The organism is Brevibacillus brevis, assembly GCF_001039275.2.
GTDB classification, from domain to species: Bacteria; Bacillota; Bacilli; order Brevibacillales; family Brevibacillaceae; genus Brevibacillus; species Brevibacillus brevis_C.
This window is the reverse complement of the sequence record NZ_CP030117.1, coordinates 2799911-2821361: the sequence shown is the minus strand read 5'-3', so window position 1 is coordinate 2821361 and position 21451 is coordinate 2799911. Positions and strand designations below refer to the sequence as shown.

At 48.9% G+C, this 21451-nt stretch carries 19 protein-coding genes; 1 reads left to right on the top strand and 18 read right to left on the bottom strand.

Annotated elements, in window-relative coordinates; translation table 11 throughout:
* Positions 1 to 30: 30 nt before the first annotated feature.
* From AB432_RS14245 to cyoE, 5 genes are all read right to left on the bottom strand, one after another.
* A complete protein-coding gene (locus AB432_RS14245) occupies positions 31 to 1638 on the bottom strand; it encodes a SagB family peptide dehydrogenase (RefSeq protein WP_048032833.1) in 1608 nt (535 codons plus the stop codon).
* 22 nt (positions 1639 to 1660) lie between these two features.
* Positions 1661 to 3601 (bottom strand): TOMM precursor leader peptide-binding protein, encoded by a 1941-nt coding sequence (locus tag AB432_RS14240; protein WP_048032832.1) that lies wholly within the window; start codon positions 3599 to 3601, stop codon positions 1661 to 1663.
* Positions 3598 to 5541 (bottom strand): putative thiazole-containing bacteriocin maturation protein, encoded by a 1944-nt coding sequence (locus AB432_RS14235; protein WP_048032831.1) that lies wholly within the window; start codon positions 5539 to 5541, stop codon positions 3598 to 3600. Before AB432_RS14235 ends, AB432_RS14240 begins: the two co-directional genes overlap by 4 nt.
* A 150-nt stretch (positions 5542 to 5691) precedes the next feature.
* Complete coding sequence (locus AB432_RS31060; RefSeq protein WP_419178484.1) at positions 5692 to 5922, bottom strand: hypothetical protein; 231 nt, start codon at positions 5920 to 5922, stop codon at positions 5692 to 5694.
* 240 nt (positions 5923 to 6162) lie between these two features.
* A complete protein-coding gene (gene cyoE, locus AB432_RS14225) occupies positions 6163 to 7080 on the bottom strand; it encodes a heme o synthase (RefSeq protein WP_048032830.1) in 918 nt (305 codons plus the stop codon).
* A 180-nt stretch (positions 7081 to 7260) separates the two neighbouring features.
* Here cyoE and AB432_RS14220 point away from each other — a divergent pair, with 180 nt between their 5' ends.
* On the top strand, positions 7261 to 7860 hold the full coding sequence (locus AB432_RS14220; protein WP_048032829.1) for a TetR/AcrR family transcriptional regulator: 600 nt from the start codon (positions 7261 to 7263) through the stop codon (positions 7858 to 7860).
* A gap of 13 nt (positions 7861 to 7873) precedes the next feature.
* Here AB432_RS14220 and AB432_RS14215 read toward each other — a convergent pair whose 3' ends face one another.
* The 13 genes from AB432_RS14215 to AB432_RS14155 form a co-directional block, all read right to left on the bottom strand.
* Complete coding sequence (locus AB432_RS14215) at positions 7874 to 9070, bottom strand: MFS transporter (protein ID WP_082195921.1); 1197 nt, start codon at positions 9068 to 9070, stop codon at positions 7874 to 7876.
* A gap of 23 nt (positions 9071 to 9093) precedes the next feature.
* Entirely contained in the window at positions 9094 to 9468 is a 375-nt protein-coding gene (locus AB432_RS14210; protein WP_048032828.1) for a hypothetical protein, read from the bottom strand.
* 5 nt (positions 9469 to 9473) lie between these two features.
* Positions 9474 to 10184 (bottom strand): DUF4274 domain-containing protein, encoded by a 711-nt coding sequence (locus AB432_RS14205; protein ID WP_048032827.1) that lies wholly within the window; start codon positions 10182 to 10184, stop codon positions 9474 to 9476.
* A 48-nt stretch (positions 10185 to 10232) separates the two neighbouring features.
* Positions 10233 to 10568, bottom strand: a complete 336-nt coding sequence (locus AB432_RS14200) for a hypothetical protein (RefSeq protein WP_048032826.1) — start codon at positions 10566 to 10568, stop codon at positions 10233 to 10235.
* A gap of 10 nt (positions 10569 to 10578) precedes the next feature.
* On the bottom strand, positions 10579 to 10806 hold the full coding sequence (locus AB432_RS14195) for a hypothetical protein (RefSeq protein ID WP_048032825.1): 228 nt from the start codon (positions 10804 to 10806) through the stop codon (positions 10579 to 10581).
* Positions 10807 to 10912: 106 nt separating this feature from the next.
* On the bottom strand, positions 10913 to 11284 hold the full coding sequence (locus AB432_RS14190) for an MFS transporter (protein WP_082195920.1): 372 nt from the start codon (positions 11282 to 11284) through the stop codon (positions 10913 to 10915).
* Positions 11285 to 11479: 195 nt separating this feature from the next.
* Positions 11480 to 12259: a TrmB family transcriptional regulator gene (locus AB432_RS14185; RefSeq protein WP_048032823.1), complete on the bottom strand. Its 780-nt coding sequence runs from the start codon at positions 12257 to 12259 to the stop codon at positions 11480 to 11482.
* 432 nt (positions 12260 to 12691) lie between these two features.
* A complete protein-coding gene (accC, locus tag AB432_RS14180) occupies positions 12692 to 14038 on the bottom strand; it encodes an acetyl-CoA carboxylase biotin carboxylase subunit (protein ID WP_048032822.1) in 1347 nt (448 codons plus the stop codon).
* A gap of 14 nt (positions 14039 to 14052) precedes the next feature.
* Entirely contained in the window at positions 14053 to 14502 is a 450-nt protein-coding gene (locus AB432_RS14175; protein ID WP_048032821.1) for an acetyl-CoA carboxylase biotin carboxyl carrier protein, read from the bottom strand.
* A gap of 20 nt (positions 14503 to 14522) precedes the next feature.
* A complete protein-coding gene (locus tag AB432_RS14170; RefSeq protein WP_048032820.1) occupies positions 14523 to 16088 on the bottom strand; it encodes an acyl-CoA carboxylase subunit beta in 1566 nt (521 codons plus the stop codon).
* Positions 16089 to 16092: 4 nt separating this feature from the next.
* Positions 16093 to 17145 (bottom strand): methylmalonyl Co-A mutase-associated GTPase MeaB, encoded by a 1053-nt coding sequence (gene meaB, locus AB432_RS14165; protein WP_048032819.1) that lies wholly within the window; start codon positions 17143 to 17145, stop codon positions 16093 to 16095.
* On the bottom strand, positions 17142 to 19313 hold the full coding sequence (gene scpA / locus AB432_RS14160; RefSeq protein ID WP_048032818.1) for a methylmalonyl-CoA mutase: 2172 nt from the start codon (positions 19311 to 19313) through the stop codon (positions 17142 to 17144). Before scpA ends, meaB begins: the two co-directional genes overlap by 4 nt.
* Positions 19313 to 21436 carry a methylmalonyl-CoA mutase family protein gene (locus AB432_RS14155; protein WP_048032817.1) on the bottom strand — a complete coding sequence of 708 codons (2124 nt, stop codon included), beginning with the start codon at positions 21434 to 21436 and terminating at the stop codon, positions 19313 to 19315. Before AB432_RS14155 ends, scpA begins: the two co-directional genes overlap by 1 nt.
* Positions 21437 to 21451: the final 15 nt, after the last annotated feature.

The following is a 21451-nucleotide window of genomic DNA, read 5'->3' as shown; positions in this document are numbered from 1 at the left end:
GGGTCAACGCGACTCGGGTCTTCCACGTTTTTATCCATGCAGCACGCCCTGAAATCTGGCGCGAGGGCGATAGTGCCCGACCGGAATTTGGATCAAGCAGGTTTTCTCTTCGGTCTCTAGGTTGTATAGATCATCGCAATTTTCCACGTCAAATCCGAGTAGCGGATGGCCCCCCATTCCACACGTGAACGCGGCCAAAAGCAATTGATGAACGACGATTCCCGCCTCCAAATGTTGGATGCGATACCCTCTAAACCCTAGCTGATTAATCAAATGATCGCGATTACCCACCACATGAAAGCAGAGCGGCACATGATACAAATTCACGTTGTCCAGAGTCATTCCGTCTTGAAGGCGTGCTCGTAAATCTCCATAGACAATTGGATAAAGAGCGTGCTCCAGTGGATCGTAAGCGTATGCCCCATCTTGTATTCCTTCTACCTGATGAATGCTTACAAAGAGAGAAAGCCTTCTCGACGCTGCTTCCAGATTTTTTCCCAAATCATTGCCGTACAACAGAGCACTCATCGTCATTTCCATGATACGCGCTACCTGATCCTGGTCTGTTTTCCTCCTGATAAAGTCCATTTCCGGTGAAAAACGCTCCCGGCAATATTGCACCAGATCATAGCTTGGTTTCTGCAAACGCGGGAGAAGGATTCGCTCATCGGAACGACGAGACCACTTGCTTTCTAACTCATCCGAATAATGTGTAAACGAATGGGTAGATTCCTGCATGGCAGCTTGATTTATTTGCAGGAGCGCAGGATATTTTCTCATTCTTTTTGAGCGCATCACTTGCACGTACTTTTGCTCAGGCAGTTCCCTGATTAGCTCGCTTGCCGTCACCTCTCCTCTCTCTGTCCATTGTGCCGATGAGTGCGAATGCCTCTCCCCTTCTGTTTGAAGCGATAAGGGAACTACCGCGTAGACACTCTCTTGATCGTCAGACAATCCTAGCAGTGTATTTATCGCTCTATCCAGGAACTGGTAATACACCGCAGTCGTTACATCGAACTGGTTTGCCATTTCCTGCAATTGTCCAAGCAGCACACCAGCATCAAGGCCCTGCAATCGATAGGAAAACTCATCATACTTAAAAAAGTTCTTCCAAAAATAGATGGATACGAACGCAACTCCAAAGCAAGCCTGTACCGGACAACTGCCGCCAAGCGCTCGGCTTAGAAAGTGATCAAAATTTCCTTCGCGCAATTGTACGAGTCTGTGATGGGCCACATCGTAGTGGTATAGTCCCGGAGGAATACTCGACAGCTTCAAATACACGTACAGCTCACTCGGATAGAGCGCCCCTCCAGATGCAACCGGTCTTCGATTCGTTACAAGTGGCAAAAACAACTCAGATCCTGCATCTGCCGAAGTCGTGGTTAACAACGATTGGCTGATTTGGGTGAGGCCATAGCTATACCATAACCAAGCGCCCAATTGAGGAAGAGACATCTCTTGTGAAACCGTTTGATCTACGAGTGATAGAGGCACTTCTTCTGGCAGTGGAATGACAGGTAGCCCCCTGTACAGCTTGTATGTCAGTGGCGCATCTCCCCAATCCACCTCGAGATCACTTGGTCTGGCGTTTTCTGTATCAAAATGAAGGCGGTACAAGAAATTTTCGAGACTCATCCGGCTCACTCCCAGATGTATGTTATGGAAACGGATGCGGAAAAGGATTCAACTCGTCTACACGCAGCGGTTGTTTCGCATACCCCAGCTTCACAGGGACCTCCAATACTCTTTTCAATCCCGTTATTCGCGTGAGATGATGGCCAAAAGTCATCGGGAGCATGCCAGGAATCAATACTCGCACGCAAGATAAGCCGTGGCGCCCTACCTCTGGTGTTGTTTGATCCACCACAATGACATCGAGATCTAACTTTTGGAACACACTGAGCAACTCCCGCAAATCGTCTGTTAGATCATGATTTTGGTTTCTTCTAGGAAAGCGTTCAGCGAAAGAGACCATCGGACGTGAATCATCCATGAGAAAGGATAAGCGCTCCGCTGCTTCAGGCAAGCTGTAAAGCATCGCATGATCGTCCATCTTTTTCACCAAGGACGAATCATGGAGCATGCGCAAGTATTTGTCTCGGTTCGCTTCGTACTTGTCTGCCAACGTCATAAGCATGGCAGCCGTTTCGTAAATGGAGCTTTTTACAGCACGGATGGGGTCTGGATGCGCTCCTGCTGCACAAACGAGGTGCAAACCTTTTTCTCCACGGTTTTTTGCAATCGTCCATACAGCGGGAATACCATTTTCCATGGTCGCATCGAACAAGTACAGATCGTAATTGGTAACGGTCTGCATCCGATCGATCAACAGTAGCAATTCCCGATCATTGACCGTAGCGGGATCGAGGCGTGGCAATGGCAATTTGGCATACCAGGTCAACAAGAAAGCATCTCGCTCCACCACTTCGAGGATGCCGTAAAAAATCGCCTCCTCCAAACTGCCACCTAACGCACAGCCATTGGAGGTCTCAAATACAACTCCCTCCCCGAATCCCATACTGTAGTAGGCCATGAGCTCAGGTACAAGAATGGGTCGCTCTTCTTTAAAGGAATAGCCCCATACCCAGTTCATTTCTCGCTTGGGATCAAACGGCTGAAACGGAAAATCAGGCAGGGCATACTGCTCTTCTGAATGGGTTCCCGCCGTTGTCGGATCAAGGGCATTCTGCACAAGGTTTGCGTAACAGTCACGCACCATCGTCCTCTTGCCACGGGGCATCAGCCCGCAATATCTTTCCATTCCTTCCAAAATCGCTGTTATCTCACTATCCACGTATGAAACAGATCTGCCAGCCGTACCCTCGTCATGAGAAAATAACGGCAGATTGACACTTACATCTGCGAACACAGAGACAAGATCACGTACTTTCCCATTCAAAAACCCGGTTCGGGAATCCAAATATTCGTTGGTGAGAGCTTGTTTTAAATCGGCTATGGATTTTGTCCGGTAGCTGTCCGGACTTTGCTTAACGATAGGCTTCAAGCGTATTCTTGCCTGCTCTTCAGAATCCTCAGGCAGTTGACTGCATACCGGACATAACGGATTGGGCAAAAAGAAGTGGCGCGTACTGGTCAATGTTTGCAAATCAATAAACTGGATATGCTCGGATAACTGGGCTTGCCTGCCCTCTACTATGCGTTCAGCCTCCGCACTGACATGGTATGCCACTTGTAACAGCCCAGAGCGGGATGACCATGGGTCACGGGGTATGCCGCCTTTCTCCCTCAGCATCCGTTGTACCTTCCACATCTCTTTGCGATCGCGTCCTGCCATCAAGCGCCGCATATCTGCACACTGGGAGCACCCTGTTTGATCTGGACGAACCAGCGGACCTACGATGCCCTCCCCAAATGAAACAAAGCCGCGAAGCCATGGAATATTTGCTTGGCGAAAATGTTTTTCTGCCTGCACATGCAAAGCAGGATCATACGTATCGTGCAACAGGAGCGCCAAATTTGCTCTACTTGTCTCCGACTCCAGGTTTTCACTCTGCCACACGCGATAGCCCTTGCTTACATGTTCTGAAACCAGCTCCGCCAGTACTCCGTCTCCAACTACAAGAATGTCAACGTTCATTGAAGCACCTCCCGCGAGAGCAGCAAGGCGAATACACCGCCAAGGCCTTCTTCCAGGAAAGGTTCTATCGCGGCATTCATGACTCGAGGAGAAAGGTTTTGACCCGCCAGTATCTCAACCGCTTGTTTCCAGACCTCTTTTTCCGATTCTTCCTGAACGCTACTGCGTGCAAGTTCGATGGCTTCACCCGTCAAGCCGACTGATTGCGCTGTCAGTACATACTTGGACACGTGATTGGTTGGCGTTTGAATCTGATGCAAGGCATACATCAGCGCTTTTCGCAATGCTTCTCGCTCCTGCAAGCCAATACTCCCGTACCATCCCGTGCGCGTTTCCACCCAATACACCGGAAATCCGCACACCTCATGACCTTTTGCAATCGTCAGCTTCTCACCTAATGTAGCGAATGACCGTACATAAAACTGAGACTGTTCATCCACAATCGAGTCCACATGCACAGGTCTAGCCGTTGGTTGTCGTCCTTTCATTTCTGACACATACGTGAGTGTCAGACAATGCTGTAACGCCCGACATAAGCCTTCTGCTGCCGTTTCCCCTGCTCCAATTCCGATATTGCTCTCTAGATCGGCTTGATAAGCTGAATTTTGTGCGCTTAGGTGGTTCACCATTCTTCCCGCATACATCTCTGCCCCAAGCAATCCTGCTTCTCTACGCGCCTCGTCATGGGTATATCCTGCGCATACAACTGTTGGCAATAGCTCAGCGGGACCATCTGTTACAGGATCGACTGCTGTCACCCTACACTGTGTTAGTGGTAGCTGCGTAAGCTCTCCCTCATCCCAATTGTGAAAAATCCCGTTCTCAGGGGAGGTCCATGACGGAAACAGAGACAATAGACTTTCTTTCTGTTCTGCCTCTTGGGATATCCGTAATTCAAGCTCTTTCTCATCCAATACCTCCATGCTCCTATCTTCTTTCTGCATTGGGTGAGGCATGTAGGACTGCCAGCTTCCTTCCAACGTCTCCAGATTTAACAAATAAATTTTGTTTGGGTCCTCTGCTTCATTGACACCTGATACGTATTTAAACCATTCAAAAACAGCGATGTTCGCCAGCATGGCTGCTGCGGTCATTGAATATGGATGTTGCTCGGGGTCCGCACACAAAGCCTGTCGATGTAAACGACGCCAAGCCGATTCAATGCAAGCCTCTGACTGTGGATGAATCAGCGGCCCTACCATTCCTTTTTGCTGGACAAATAACGCCGGAACAAACACCTTCTCCCGCTCTCTGCACGCGCACTGGATCACACTTACTTCGCCCTTGTTTATGTTTGCTGACGTGTACAAAATACCAGTGAATGGCTCGATGATCGCTGACCAGTCGGCACCCTCCCATGACGTCGGTTTGAGTTCATCCAGCTTCACTTCTGGGTCTTTCCTACGCGAATGTTCTAAAATCGCCTCTAGCCGCTCACGATTGGTCGCAGTCTCATTCGTGAGGGCGTAATGGAATTGCACGCATCCCGATTCCAGCAATGCATGGATGGCAGAAAGGAGAAAAGAGCCTGCCCCGATCACCAATACTTTTTCCGTTCGATATTTTTGAAAACGATACCCTCCTGAACCACCTAACTGATCCAAAAATTCAATCTGCGCTGCATACCTCGACATGACCTCTGGTGATAATTCATGTGGTTTCTCCAGGCTCACATCTTGAAGGAATCCATTTTCTAAAAGTGTACCGGCCACTTGGAAAATTTGTTGCTGATATTCTTCCGGCAAATCGTCAGTCAATTGCTCCAACGTATGCACACCATTAAACATGGGAAATAGCTGATCTACCCACCGATCGATCATGTCGCCCTTCATCCGGAAAGTCCCGATGTTATTGCGAAAATACACGCTTCCATCTGAGTCGGGTATATACACTGTATCCCGCTTCACTTTTATGCGCATCGAAGGATTCAGCTTATCCATTCTCCTCCCCCTAACGTTGTGAAATAAACCAATTGGCGACAAGACATGTCACAACTATTTTATGTATCACTCTTTGTCTCACATTCCAGTTGGAAAAACAAAGCCCCTGCCAAAACACAATTTGGGGCAGGGACTTCATTTACGTATGGATTATAAATCGTCATTAATCACGATAAAGCATGGGAAGAAGCAAGAGCAACTGCAACTGCAAGAGCAACTGCAAGAGCAAGAGCAACTGCAGGAGCAGGAGCAGGAACAGCTACAGAAGCAAGAGCAGCGACTGCAACGACCACAACTACATCTGTGGCATCTACCACATCCGCCACATCTACTTCGAACTAGCGTCGCGTCATTCATTTTTTCTTTGTCCCAACGCTGCATTCGATCTCCTTTTATTTCAGAAGCCTTCAATTTTTTCAGCTCTTTTTTGAACTCATCCATTCATTTTCACCTCCGCCACTTCATGGAACTACTCTAGATTTATGAAGTGACGTTGGGTATTCGTGCACAGTTCATGCGCCCATTTTTGGTGGAACATGAGAAAAACCCGCTATGCCGCAAGGTTCCCTGACAAAAAAAGAAGCCGCCCTCAAAGTGAAGGCAGCTTGGATGATCATTGATTTACAGTTTGAAGATAATGCCCATCAGCGAGTAAATAATCACCGTCGAGAACAGCACCGTCATATGAATCAGTGAATATATAAACATCGTTTTCGACCATTTCTGTGAATCCATTTTCCGGTATCCAAAAACACTCAGAACCAGCCATAAAATATTCAGGAGCAGGGCCATAAACGTAAGACCAGCACTTAATGACCAAAATAGAAAACTGCTCGCAATCAAAATAACCAAATAAACATTTGTTTGAATGTAGGTACGTCTTGCACCTTTGACGACGGGCAACATAGGAACCCCAGCCGCCTTGTACTCATCATGCTTGCGAATCGCAATCGCATAAAAGTGAGGCATTTGCCAGATGACCATGATGATAAAGAGACCAAGGATAGCAGGATGAGTGATATCTGGGTGAATGGCGGCCCAACCGATGAGCGGCGGCATTGCGCCAGATATACTTCCTACCTCCGTATTGTAAACCGTCCTTCTTTTTGTCCACATCGTATAAGGCACGACATAAAAAAACAGTCCGAGAAAACCCATGATAGCAGCCAACGGTGTTGCCAAGACAAGAGCCACCAAGCCAAAAATCGTCATCAAGGAGGCGAGCCATAAAACGGTCTTCGTTGATATATCCCCTGTCACCGTAGGTCTGTTCTTCGTCCGCTCCATGATCGAATCGATATCGCGATCATACACGTTATTAAAGGCACCCGCTGCACCCATGATTAAAATAGAGCCGATTGTAGCAAATAAGATTTCTGGCAGCTTATCTATTAGACTGAAGTGATACGTATATAAAGCCAATGTTAATCCGGCAAACATCGGAATCAGATTCGATTTGATAATCCCCGTCTTAACCGTTTGCGCCAAAATATTGGACATAGGCCGATTCCGCGTTGCAACGCTTTCTTCCCTCTGCATTCGTACACTGTCCCCTCTTACTAGATGATCTATATCTATCGTACTCCAAAATAGCATGACATAGTAGACGGTTAAATCCTACAAAACTGCCATTTGTATCTTACATACCACTAAGGATTTAAATACTATATGGAATGTTAATTCTATATGGTATGATTGTCAAGAGAAGGAGGCGGACGAATGAACAGACGCAGATTAACCCAGGCAGAGCGTAAACAGGAAACACGGCAATTGCTCATTGACGCAGCCATTGAGACCTTTGCTCAGTTAGGCTTCCACGGAGCTTCCGTTGATAAAATTGCAGACCATGCGGGTTTTACCAAAGGAGCTGTTTATGCTCATTTTCAGTCCAAAGAAGATCTCTTTCTCGCTATTTTGGAAGGTCAGATGCAATTACATGTGTCCAATATCCATCATGTAATTGATCACCAGCCATCATTATCGCATTTTATCGAAGCCATGGACGCCTATTTTATGTCCGTTCAGCAACAAAATCGCACGTGGACCATGCTGAACCTGGAATTTTTGCTTTATGCCATGCGTGAAGAGTCTGTTCGAAAGCGATGGTCGAACATGATCATCGAGTCGGTACAGCATCTTTCCAAGGCCATACAAACATTGATGCCAAAAGAAAGTGACTCTACTCTATCCGCGGATGAAATGGCATGGACGATTCTTGCTCTTGAGAATGGCATGAGCATCTTCTATTACATTAGCGGCGACCAGGCACCCCTGTCTTTATACGGAAAAGCTTTGCAAAACATGCTATCGTCAAAATAGCGATTCCCTCCTGCTAGATCATTTCTGACTGGGCAGTCCGTTGCTTCATGATTCGATTGACTCTCTCAGAACCATATAGCATGAACACAATGTAGAAGGCTGTAAAAAACGGTAAAATCGAAACGGTCGTCTGTGCAGCAAGCCACCCTAGCAACGGAGGCAGTAGTGTGGCACCCGTGTACGCAACTGCCATCTGATAGCCCATCAGCTTTTGCGTTTGCTCTTTCCCAAAGCGTTCAGGAGTATCGTGCAGCATACAGGGATAAATCGGAGCAAAGCCTAACCCAAGTAATAGAAAACCGATCAACGAACAAAAAGTCGGTAATGGCAACATCAACAGCGCTGCCCCAGCTAACGATACGAGAAGTCCACTGCGAATCAGGACGCGGTTGCTCACTTTGAAGGTAACAAAGCCCGTGATAAATCGCCCAACCGTAATGCCACCGTAATACATAGCTACCCACACTGCCGCCACAGCCGCAGGTAGCTCTTTCGCATTTACCAAAAAGCTACTCCCCCATAATCCCACCGAGGCTTCAGCCCCACAATAGAAGAGAAAGGTCAGCAATGTCAGCTTGACGCCCTTTGTCCGTAACGGTTGCTCTACCTGCCCATGAGACGGCTGAACCTGTGACTCTTTGACAGCGTGTCTCTGTATGTTCTCCATCCGTTTCCACAAAGGAAGTGTAATCGCTAGAAGTACGACTAACGCAAATTGAATGAGCGAAATGGTCAAGTATCCATTCCGCCATAAATCATGATCTCGCATAAAGCCAGACATAATAATGGGGCCGAGCGTAGCACCCACCCCCCAGAAGCAATGCAGCCAGCTCATATGATGGGCTTGATAATGCGTGGCAACATAATGATTTAGTGCTGCATCTACAGAGCCCGCTCCTAGTCCCAGAGGTAATGCCAATACCATCAACCATATAATCGATGGGGCAAAAGAAAATCCGAGCAAGGCTGCCGCCGTCATCAAACAGCTAATCAGCGTGATCTGTCCTGTCCCCAAACGTTTTAATAATGCACCGCTCATCAAGCTAGATACGATTGTTCCAGACGCAATCACAATGTTGATCACACCTGCCACACCAAATGCCGCGCCATATTCTTCTTGCATGACTGGCCAAGCTGCCCCCAGTAACGAATCAGGAAGGCCCAAGCTGATAAACGACAAGTAAATCATGATCAAAAAGAATGTTGCCACGATCCCCCGCCCCCTGCTCATTGTTACATTCTTACAGTGAGTCTATTCAGCAATTTCTCTCCCTCTGTTTTGAACCGCTTGTTCTTTTCGAGAAATTCGTGCACTTCATTTAATTGGGCTGGTCGGTAGCCTGGACCACCACAGCCACAGGAATGATAGGTAAACCCATGCTGATAGAGGATTTCAACCTTTTTCCACTGCTTCACATCTGTTTGCTTTGGAGCCTTGAAATCATGCCCCATATCCTTCATTCCAATCCCACATTGCGGACAGCTATGCTTGATCTTATTCCACTCTTCCTCCGTTAACTCATACTTGGAGGTTTGCTTGAACACTTTTCGGCAAGGGAAACAGGCGTATATTTGTTTATACGGACCATACATCCCATATCGACACATGATGATCAACCCCTATCCCATTCATCTGCCAGTTTCTCTTTTAATTGGATGGCGAGCATTCTCCAGCGTTTTCGTTCCTCCGATTCCGCGATTTCCTCCTCATCCATTTCCAGCCAATAGTCGGCATCCATCCATTCATACATATCCAAAAGAGTGATCGTTGCACAGGCAGGGTTCTCAAAGGCCGCAATCATCGCCTCCGGTCCGTTATCCCAGTTGTAGCCATTCACTACAGCATGAAGGAGGACAGATGAATCAAGCAGTTTTATTTTTTGGCACCGCTTCTGCTCAGATTCCTCATATAAAATATCGTCTACCGTTTCCTCTTCCTCAGTAGACAGTGTTAAACGTACTGCGCCTTTCGTTTCGAGCAGCAGGTCTGCAATCGCTTTGTCGTTCCTGGCCGCATTCCAGGCAGTGGCCAAAATGCCATGCTGAGAGTCAAGCTCGGCTCCCTGTTGTAGCAGTCGTTTTACGGCTTCGACCTGCTTGAATTTGACGGCTTTTTTCAACGCTGTATCGCCCAGCTTGTCTTCCGCCTCCAGCTCTGCGCCTTTATCCAAAAGCATCTGAATCGCTTCTGGCGGCATTCGATTTGTGATAAAAAGCATCAACGGTGTTCGCCCGCGTTGATCCCGTTCGTTAATATCTAATTGATCCACTGCTGCTCGCACGATCTCTAGATCCTTTGTCTTACTGACATTTACCCATTCCATCCGACTTCTTCTCCTCTGCTTATCTAGACAATTTCCGTTCCGGTATTCCTATGTATCCCCTTTTTGGACGAGCGTACTACCGATGAAGTCAAAGCTCAAAGGCGTCCCCTTTTTGTCAGGCTGCCATCCCAGCTTGATCGCCTCTTCAATGATGGCCGCAACGTCAGCTGGCTTTATCACTCTCATATCCAAATGCTGCACAAGTGGAAACTCCGCCCAAAAGTCATTCACATCTGATTTTACATACACGCGAATCAATTGACCTATCCCTTCATTGTGCTGGATCGTCAATGCGAGCAGACCCTTCGCTGCTGGACTAATGACCCACCGATATCGCTGCTCTCCTACCGTTATCCCCCGCGTTCCTTTTTTGGGTAATGCCATAGCTACCTCCTCATTGCAAGTAAATGTGTATCCGTTCTGCCAAATACGGTTTTATGCCGTCCATTATTTCCTGTGAATGCTGCACAGCTACATTTCCTTCCAACCAACTACTTCCATCCTGCCGCACATGCAGCATAGATGCAAGCCAAAGTTCAGCCTCACAAGCCTGCACACCTTCAGTGGTCAGCGCAAGAAGCTTTCTTGACGAGTTGAAATCGTAGAAGAGAGGCTCCTCCATAACAAACAGCCAACCCTCTAGGGATTGGCTGTCTGCATAAAGGTGCTTAAAATACCAGAGGCTGAACCTAGGTGCTCTTTCGGTACACCTGACATAATCGTCCCCATCAGCGGGGCCCCAACGAATCCTTGTCCCAAACAGCGCCATAAAAGCCTATAGCCTTTCCTCTCTCCTCAGGCGGAAAAATCACCTGAATAATCGACAACACCTGAGGTATCAATATCGCTGCCCCAATACCCTGGATTACGCGTGAAAAAATGAGGAAGCCCCCACTCATTGAAATCCCACACAACGCCGAAGCCACAATAAATATCCCCATGCCTACAAGGAACATCCTTTTTCTTCCTTGCCAATCCCCTAAGCGAGCTCCGGCAATCAATAATACGGCATAAGACAGTACGTAGGATGCCACAATGAATTGTATTTGTGTTGTACTCGCATGAAGCTGCTTGCTCCTGGATCGTAGGAATGGCAACATTCACAATAAAAGAATCCAAGATAACCATAAACGTTCCGAGTAGTAAAACAAACAGTGCCCACCATCGTTTTCTGTCCAGCGTCCTTGTCGTTTCTAAATGGGTGTAGTTCATACGGAAGTCAGTTCCCTGCCAATGATTATCAGAGGTATTAATGAATACTACTATAATTTTGTTGAAAAAAGAGGAAATACTCGTTATAAGTATTCCCTGTAAGGGGTGATAATACGTGCATAGTCACTCCCATATTTCTCTTCCAGCACTTGGCTGAAATCCTTCTCGATCTGACCCATGATAATGTCATGGTAGAAGGCATTTTGCAGCAATTCAATGAGTGACGGGTGGTCCGTCTCCAGAATAGTGGGCTTGATCCCACGCCCAAAGCTGCCCAGCAATGCCGAATGTGCATCGCAAAGAATAGAGAACTTCCTGGATTGCACTTGATTCCATTCCGCACTCCTTTTATGTACGACAACATTTTTTAGCTTTGCATGGCATTCGCCAATGGATATTAGCGTGACAGCAACCCCTTGTTTTTCTGCTTCTACCAATGGTTCCTCTACCCAATGAACATCTTCAGACCAAATATCGACAACAATGCTTTTGCTTGCATTTGAGATGATACGTTTGATGGCTGTTTCAATCGCTTTATCACCTTGCCAATTATAAAAGGAAGGAGACGTTCTGGGAGTGGATTTCAGCTGTTCTTGAAGGACGCGGGTTGTTTGATCAAATTCCGATTGTAACAAACGAATCAACTGCTCGATCGGTACTGCATCATAAAGAACAGGCTCCGATTCGATCATGCGGCACATGCCCTTTTCTGTTAATGCTCGAAGTGCAGCATATACGTTTGTCCGAGAGACGGAAACTTTCTTGGCCACTTCATATCCAGATATTTTGGGTTCCTCGTGAAGCACCAAATAACATCTGGCTTCCAGGTCTGACAATCCGATTTTTCGAAGCTCATCAATCAAGCTGTTACCTCCTTCCTATTTAGTAGTATATTCGAACACTACTATCATTCTAATATAAAGTCAACACTGCTATGAATCCAGTACCCTCTGCAACTCAATCGGATTGAAATTTCCAAAAAAACCGCAGTAGCGACTCTGATGGGTCATCCTCCGCAATCAAGATCCAGTAAGCCATACCTTCGTCCTTCATCGTTCTCTATCCATTTTGGCAGCAGTCTCCTGATCACTTTCAAAGAAACATAAAAAGCTGCGAAGAAGGCTTACTCTGTTTTCCATTCCATCTTCGTTGGGTTCAGCTTGAATGTGGAGGACACTTTTTGGAGTGGGAGGAACCAGCGCTGGTCGCAGAAGACTTGTTTGCAGTCTATTTCGGGTAAATGAAAAAAGAACTGTAACAAAAGAGCGGTTCCTGTTACAGTTCTTTCATGCTCGTTACAATTCCAGCGTATTTTTCTCCAGAAAATTCGTAGCGAAATTCCCTGCGACAAAGTCAGGGTGCTCCAGCAGCTTCTCATGGAAGGGAACCGTCGTATGCACGCCTTCGATGACAAACTCACCTAGCGCCCGCTTCATGCGAGCCAATGCTTCGTTGCGATCTGTTCCCCAAACGATCAGCTTGGCGACCATCGAATCATAAAAGGGAGAGATTTCGTAGCCAGGATATACCGCACTGTCCACGCGCACACCGTAACCGCCAGGCGGCAAGTAATTGATAACCTTGCCTGGTGATGGCATAAAGTTTTTCGCAGGATTCTCTGCGTTGATTCGGCACTCGATTGCCCATCCGTTGATTTTCACGTCTTCTTGTGAGAAAGATAACGGATTGCCCGCTGCGACAGATATTTGTTCTTTGATCAAGTCAATCCCTGTAATCATTTCTGTCACGGGATGCTCTACCTGAATCCGTGTATTCATTTCCATGAAGTAAAATTGGCCATGCTTGTCTAGCAAAAATTCAACTGTACCTGCTCCGTGGTACGAAACCGCTTTGGCTGCCGCTACCGCGGCTTGCCCCATTTGCTCACGCAGACTTTGGTCTAGCGCAGGAGATGGCGCTTCCTCTACCAGCTTTTGATGACGACGCTGAATGGAGCAATCCCGCTCTCCCAAGTACACAGCGTTGCCGTGCTTGTCGCCCATGATTTGAATCTCCACATGCCGCGGCTCTTCCACGTATTTTTCCAAGTAGACGCCGGCGTTACCGAATGCCGTCTCCGCTTCTTTCTGGGCTTGCCGAATCGCCTTGGACAACTCATCGGCATCAAAAGCGACACGCATCCCTCTGCCGCCGCCTCCAGCCGTTGCTTTTACGATGACAGGATAGCCAATTTTCTCCGCCACCTGCAAGGCTTCATCTATGTCTTCAATCAAGCCGTCTGTGCCCGGAACTAATGGAACATTCGCTTGACTCATCGTTGCTTTTGCTACGGCTTTGTCACCCATTTTGGTGATCGCTTCGGGATCGGGACCGATAAAGGTAATCGAGCAATCTTGGCAAAGCTGGGCAAACGAAGCGTTTTCCGCCAAGAAGCCATAACCCGGGTGGATAGCGTCTGCCTTGGTGTGAAGAGCAACCGTCATAATCCGTGCCATGTTCAAATAGCTGTCCTTGGACGCCGTAGGTCCGATGCAATACGCTTCATCCGCCAATTCTACGTGCAATGCTTCCCGATCCGCCTCAGAAAAGACAGCGATTGTACGTATCCCTAGTTCCTGACACGCGCGAATAATGCGGACAGCGATTTCGCCGCGATTGGCAATCAATACTTTCGTAAACATAGGCGCACTCCTTCCTACTGAGTTTTGACAACGAGCAATGCTTTTCCGTAATCGACAAATTGACCATCCACGACGAGAATTTCCGTGATAATGCCGCTAACGGGAGTCGTAATGTCGACAGATAGCTGAAGAGCATCAGCCGTGCATCGTCCAACCTTTTCGCCAGCTTTAACAGTCTGCCCTATGGTCACTTCCGCATAGAACAGACCTACTCCTAAAGACATGACCTGTTGTGTCACTTCCTTAGGTACCTCAGCAACGACATCGACGGACTCAGCAGTGGCGGCTGCCTCCTGATAGCCATGCTCCACTTCTCCCACCTGTACAGGCACATTCCCAGCCACGACTTCGACTGGTGCGCTTTTCTTGATCACGATGCGGGTCTTGCCCTTCTCCCATTCCAGCTCCTCAATGGAAGACTGATTCACCAGCTTGATGAATTCACGCAGTTCATGCAGCTTCATAGCACGATCAGAGCTCCTTTCTAAAGTGGGATGTTCCCGTGCTTTTTGTACGGACGGTCTTCCTGCTTGTTTCTAAGCATTTCCAAGGCTTGCGCCACCTTTTGGCGGGTTTCACGCGGATCGATGACATCATCTACCATTCCGAGACTTGCCGCGACATATGGATTGGCGAACTTTTCACGGTAGAGGGCAATTTTCTCTGCGCGAGTCGCAGCCGGGTCCTCACTTTGTTCGATTTCTTTTGCAAAAATGACGTTGGCTGCCCCCTCGGGACCCATGACGGCGATCTCTGCATTCGGCCAAGCATACACGACATCTGCTCCAATGGACTTGGAGTTGAGGGCCACATAAGCGCCTCCGTAAGCTTTGCGGAGAATCACGGTGATTTTGGGAACCGTTGCTTCGGAGTAGGCATACAAGATTTTCGCACCGTGACGGATAATCCCGCCGTGCTCCTGATTGATTCCCGGGAAAAAGCCAGAGACATCTTCAAAGGTCAAGAGCGGAATGTTGAAGCAGTCGCAAAAACGAATGAACCGTGCCAGCTTATCCGATGAATGGATGTCCAGTCCGCCTGCCATGACCTTCGGCTGGTTGGCGATAATGCCGACACTGTGTCCATCGATACGCGCCAGACCGATAACGATATTGCGGGCAAAGTTCGGCTGTACTTCCATAAAATCACCGTGATCCACGATTTTTTCGATGACCTTACGTACATCGTATACTTTGGTGCTTTCAGCAGGTACCAGCTCCAGGAGCTCCTCTTGCCAACCATTATTCTCCTCTGCTTTTATCACAGGTGCGCGATCGCGATTGTTTTGTGGCAGGAAGCTGAGTAGCCTGCGCACACCTTCCAATACTTCCTGTTCGGTCTCTGCCGTAAAATGGGCATTGCCGCTCACCGTCGAATGGACTTTGGCTCCCCCTAGATCCTCTGCGGAAATTTTTTCACCTGTAACGGTTTCGATCACTTTTGGCCCTGTGATGAACATTTGACTCGTCTTCTCTACCATGAACACGAAATCCGTAATCGCTGGAGAGTATACCGCTCCTCCTGCACACGGACCGAGGATGACAGAGATTTGCGGAATCACACCGGAGTAAATAGCATTACGGTAAAAAATCGTGCCATAGCCATCCAGCGAGCTTACCCCTTCTTGGATGCGTGCGCCTCCTGAGTCGTTCAGACCGATAAAGGGGGCGCCGTTTTTCGCTGCCAAATCCATCACCTTGGCAATTTTCATCGCGTGCATCTCACCCAGAGCACCGCCAAATACCGTGAAATCCTGCGCGAACAAATAGACAGGACGACCGTTGATTTTTCCGTAGCCTGTCACGACGCCTTCGCCCGGTGCCTCCATCTGGTCGAGACCAAAATGTGTAGCACGATGCTCAACAAACGGGTTCAGCTCCATAAAGGTGTCTGGGTCAAGCAGAAGCTCGATCCGCTCGCGGGCAGTCAACTTGCCGCGGTTATGCTGAGCATCGATACGAGCATCTCCGCCACCAAGCTGGATTTTATATTTACGTTCCATCAATTCATCAATTTTTTCGTACATATTGTTACTCATAAGGGCCACCATCTCTCTATTCCTTTTTCATGATCGTATTCTCATAGATCGCCACTAATTGCTGTACGGCGCTCGTCGGTGAAATTTCGCCACTCGCAACGGCTCCCTCAATGGTTGGAAGCAGCTCGGCTACTTGCTGATTGCCGAAAAAGGTCGCGCGCAAGTAGTCCTGAGCCATACTGTGCATCCAATCGAGTAGCTGCGCTTTGCGTCTTGCCTCGAAGCCGCCTGATTGGATGGTGGTTTCACGAAATTGACCGATGACCTCCCAAATATCTTCAATGCCTTCCCCTGTCAGGGAGGAACACATATATGCCTTCGTTTCCCAGCCAGTGGTTGCCGGCTGCAAGTAATGCAGAACACGATTGTATTCACCTTTGGCGATCAAGGCACGCGTGCGATTTTCCCCATCGGCTTTATTAATCAGAAGCGCATCCGAAATTTCCATGATGCCTTTTTTGATTCCTTGCAGCTCATCGCCCGCCCCTGTCAGCATCAGCAGTAAAAAGAAATCGACCATGGACCTGACTGTCGTCTCACTCTGTCCAACCCCTACCGTCTCGACCAAAATCACATCATAGCCTGCAGCCTCGCAGATCAGCATCGTTTCCCGCGTCTTCCGATTGACACCGCCTAGCGTGCCACCCGTGGCAGAAGGTCGGATGAACGCCTGTTGATTGCGTGACAAAAGCTCCATCCGCGTCTTGTCGCCGAGAATGCTCCCGCGCGTAACCGTACTGCTCGGATCAACGGCCAAAACAGCGACACGATGACCTTTTTCGCAAAGCATACTGCCAAATGCTTCAATGAACGTGCTCTTACCCGCACCGGGCACACCAGATATCCCTATGCGTATGGATTGACCTGTATGAGGAAGCAGTTGTTTGATTACCTCTTGAGCCATATCCATATGAGCGGGAGCGTTGCTCTCGACCAGCGTGATTGCCTGCGCCAAAACCGTTCGGTTGTTTTCCCGTACGCCTTTGACGTATTGATCCACTGATAAGCGTGGGAGACGTGCCTTGGAGGAAACGTTCAAGAAATTCTTGTCAGCCTTGCCCCCGGTCATTGTCCAGCAGCCTCCAGGCGATACACGATCTCTTGCAGAACGTGCTGGGCTGCTACAGGAATGACTGTTCCTGGCCCAAAGATAGCTGCCGCACCATGCTCTCGCAAAAAGCCGTAATCCTGCGCCGGTATAACACCGCCTATGACGACGACAATATCCTCGCGTCCCAGCTTCTTGAGCTCTTCCACCAGTTGTGGCAGCAATGTTTTATGTCCTGCTGCAAGCGAGCTGAAGCCGATGACGTGCACGTCATTTTCTATCGCCTGCTTCGCTGTTTCCTCAGGTGTTTGGAACAACGGACCGATATCGACGTCAAAGCCTAAATCGGCAAAAGCGGTAGCAATCACTTTCGCGCCCCTGTCATGCCCGTCTTGACCCATTTTCGCGATCATAATACGGGGACGTCTGCCTTCCCACTGCTCGAATTCGTCTGCCATCTTGCGCACAGCCGCTACTTCATCGGCATCTGCGTATTCGGAACTGTAGACGCCGCTAATGGAGCGAATGACCGCCTTGTGTCTACCCACGACCTTTTCATATGCATCCGATATTTCTCCCAAAGAAGCTCTTGCTCGCGCCGCTTCAATGGCCAGCTCCAACAGATTTCCTTCGCCCGTTTTCGCGCATTCCGTAATGGCTTGAAGAGTTGCTTGCACTCTCGCCTCATCCCGGTTATTGCGCAGCTCCTGCAAACGTCTGATTTGCGCTTCCCGGACGGCTGTGTTGTCGACTTCAAGAATTTCCAGTGGATCTTCCTTGTCCAGACGGTATTTGTTCACGCCAATAATGGCTTCCTTTGCTGAATCGATATGTGCCTGACGGCGTGCGGCCGCTTCCTCGATCTTCATTTTCGGCAATCCCGTCTCAATTGCTTTTGCCATACCGCCAAGTGCTTCGATCTCTTCGATGTGCGCCCACGCTTTTTCTACGAGCTGCGCAGTCAAGGACTCAACGTAGTAGGAGCCTGCCCACGGATCAACGACCTTGGTTATCTCTGTTTCGTCCTGCAAAAACAACTGTGTATTTCGCGCGATCCGGGCTGAAAAATCGGTCGGCAATGCAATCGCTTCATCCAGAGCGTTCGTATGCAGAGATTGGGTATGCCCCAGAGCAGCGGCCATGGCTTCGATGCACGTCCGCACCACGTTGTTATACGGGTCTTGCTCCGTCAAACTCCATCCGGACGTTTGCGAGTGTGTCCGCAGTGCCATCGATTTTTCATTTTTCGGATGGAACTGCTTGATCAGATTGGCCCAAATCAAGCGGCCTGCTCGCATTTTCGCCACTTCCATGAAGTAGTTCATGCCAATCGCCCAGAAAAAGGACAGTCGCGGCGCAAACGCATCGATGTCGATGCCTGCTGCAAGACCAGTACGAACGTATTCCAAGCCATCTGCCAATGTGTAGGCCAATTCAATATCCGCGGTGGCACCCGCTTCCTGCAGATGGTAGCCTGAAATACTGATACTGTTGAATTTGGGCATGTGCTTGGAGGTGTAGGCAAAAATATCGGAAATGATCTTCATCGACGCTTCTGGCGGATAAATGTAAGTATTCCGAACCATGTATTCCTTCAAAATGTCATTTTGGATCGTTCCGGTGAGCTCCGCCTGCGATACCCCTTGCTCTTCTGCTGCCACGATATAGAACGCCATAATAGGCAAAACGGCCCCGTTCATCGTCATGGAGACGGACATTTTATCGAGGGGGATGCCGTCGAACAAAATTTTCATATCGAGAATGGAATCAACTGCCACGCCTGCTTTCCCGACATCACCAACTACCCGGGGATGGTCAGAGTCATAGCCGCGATGTGTCGCGAGGTCGAAGGCAATCGACAACCCTTTTTGTCCCGCAGCCAAATTCCGTCGGTAAAAAGCATTACTCTCTTCCGCCGTAGAAAACCCGGCATATTGCCGAACTGTCCATGGCTGAGTCACGTACATCGTCGGATACGGTCCGCGTGTGTACGGGGGCAAGCCAGGCATGTAGCCGAGATGATCCATTCCCTGCACATCTTCCATTGTGTAAAGAGGTTTTACAGGGATCTGCTCCAGTGTCTGCCACATTTGCTCCATTCCTTGTGGGTTTGTACCCAGTTGAGGAAACAAATCAGACACATCTCTTTTAGACTGATAAGCCATTTGTGAAAAATCAGGTCGCTTCATTATGTGCCCACTCCTATCCGCTCCTGAAGTTCTCGCAGTATCTCGTAACAATTGGAACGCATGTGGATGCAATCATCTACACCGGCCGCCTTATAAGTAGCCAACTGCTCCGCGTCAGGCAAGCCAGCCAACAGAACCGTCATTTGAGGTACATGTTGCTTGATCGCTTGAGCCAAAGGTGGAACCTGCTCCGGATAACTCGCATCGTCCGAACAAATGACCGTAATCATCGCACCCGATGCCACCGCAGCTTCTGCCGCCTCTACAGGGGTAGAGAATGCTTGCATGCGCCATACGTCAAAGCCGCCAACCGCAAAAAACTCTGATGCGAAATCTGCCCGTGCCTTATGCTTTGCCACTGGACCCATCGTCGCAAGAAACACGGTTGGTCTTTTGCCTGTTGTTTTCAAGAAATCATCTGCCTGCATCCGCAAGGCTTCAAAGCGCTCGGATGCCCGGTGAATACGGAGTGGCTGGATGATTGTCTGTACTGAATCTTCACGTCTCATGGCTTTCGCGATATCGCCCACAGTCGCTCCATGAAGTACCGCTTTTACTGCACGTTCCACGAGCTCATCCGTATGTTTCGCCAACTCATCGAGCGCTACTGTGAGAAGAGTCGTGTCCTGTTTCAGCCGAAGGGATTGTGCTTCTGCTGCTCGCTCTTCGTGAATGCTCGGAAGACTCTCGGCCTTCAGTGGCTGCTCAGCCGTATTGGCATACATGTTCGTTCCCACCAAACGCTTTTTACGCGTATCGATGCTCGTTGCTTTTTGATCTGCGATCTGGGCAATCAAGCCTTGTGGGAAGCCTGCTTCTAATGCACTCAGCATGCCACCGTGTGCTTCTACCTGCTGGAACAGCCCCCATGCTTTTTTCGCTAATGCATCTGTGAGCCATTCTACGTACCAAGAACCTCCCGCAGGGTCGATCACTTTTGCCAAATGCGCTTCTTCTTTCAAAATAATTTGCGTATTTCTGGCGATTCTTCTTGAAAACTCATTGGCAGGACGGATCGCTTCGTCAAATGCGGAAACATGCAGACTGTCTGCTCCGCCAATGACGGCTGAGAACGCTTCTGTCGTGGAACGCAGCATATTGACATACGGATCGTAAATCGTCTTCGTCCAGGCCGAAGTTCTGGCGTGAATCGTCATCTTTTGGGCCTCCGTTGATCCGCCGTAGGCCGCCACGATGTTTGACCAGAGCATTCTTGCTGCACGCAACTTCGCGATTTCCATGAAAACGTCTGAACCGATCGAATACGAGAATTGCATCCGTGTTGCGATATCCTCTATGGAAAGCCCCCGCTCAAGCATCGCTTGCAAATAGTCGACCCCTGTAGCCAGAGAAAAAGCAAGTTCGGTTACTGCATTTCCCCCACCGTCCTGATACGGATTGCTTTGAACCAGGATCGTTTTTAGCTCAGGCGCATGATCTTTTGCCCATTTCGTCATGCTTGCCATAGCGTGATAAGCTGTCTGCAAGGAACAAGGGAGCTTGCCCTCTGTGAGCAGAACCGCTACAGGGTCTTGCCCGATGCATCCGCGAAGTTCGGAGACTTGTTGGCCTGTCGCTTCAACATGTGCCAAAATGAGTGAAAGTACGGGCAAGCCAAGTGCTCCTGTGTTCACGAAAAGAGGGACCTCTGAAAGCTTCACCCCTTGAAATGCCTGCTCTACATCCCCTCGGCAAAAAACAGATACCCCTTTGTGACCAATCGTATCTGGCAATGCTTCGTCAGGATCAAATCCAGCCAATGTCGCTTGGTCCACCATCAAATGCAGCATCGTTTGCCCGCGCCCTAAGTCCTCTACGGCCGCCTGATTGAAAGCCTTGGCACTCGTTGCGATAATTTCCTGACAGACCTGCCATTTGTGTTCCTTCCGCTCGTTAGGCTGTTGATTCCCTCTATGAAAAGGCGCTTCTCCTGGCAGCGCTTCCAGATGCGGCAATGTTTTGACATCTTCGTACCGATAGATTGGCTGGCGGACAATCCCCTCGTACGAATTCGTCAGTAGCTTGGCATCAAAGGATGCGCCCTTTAGCGATTTTTCTGCCGCTTCCCGCCATTGCTCGTACGTAGGAACGGAGAATTCCTTGAACCATGTATGTTTGCTCACTCTTCCAGTCCTCCC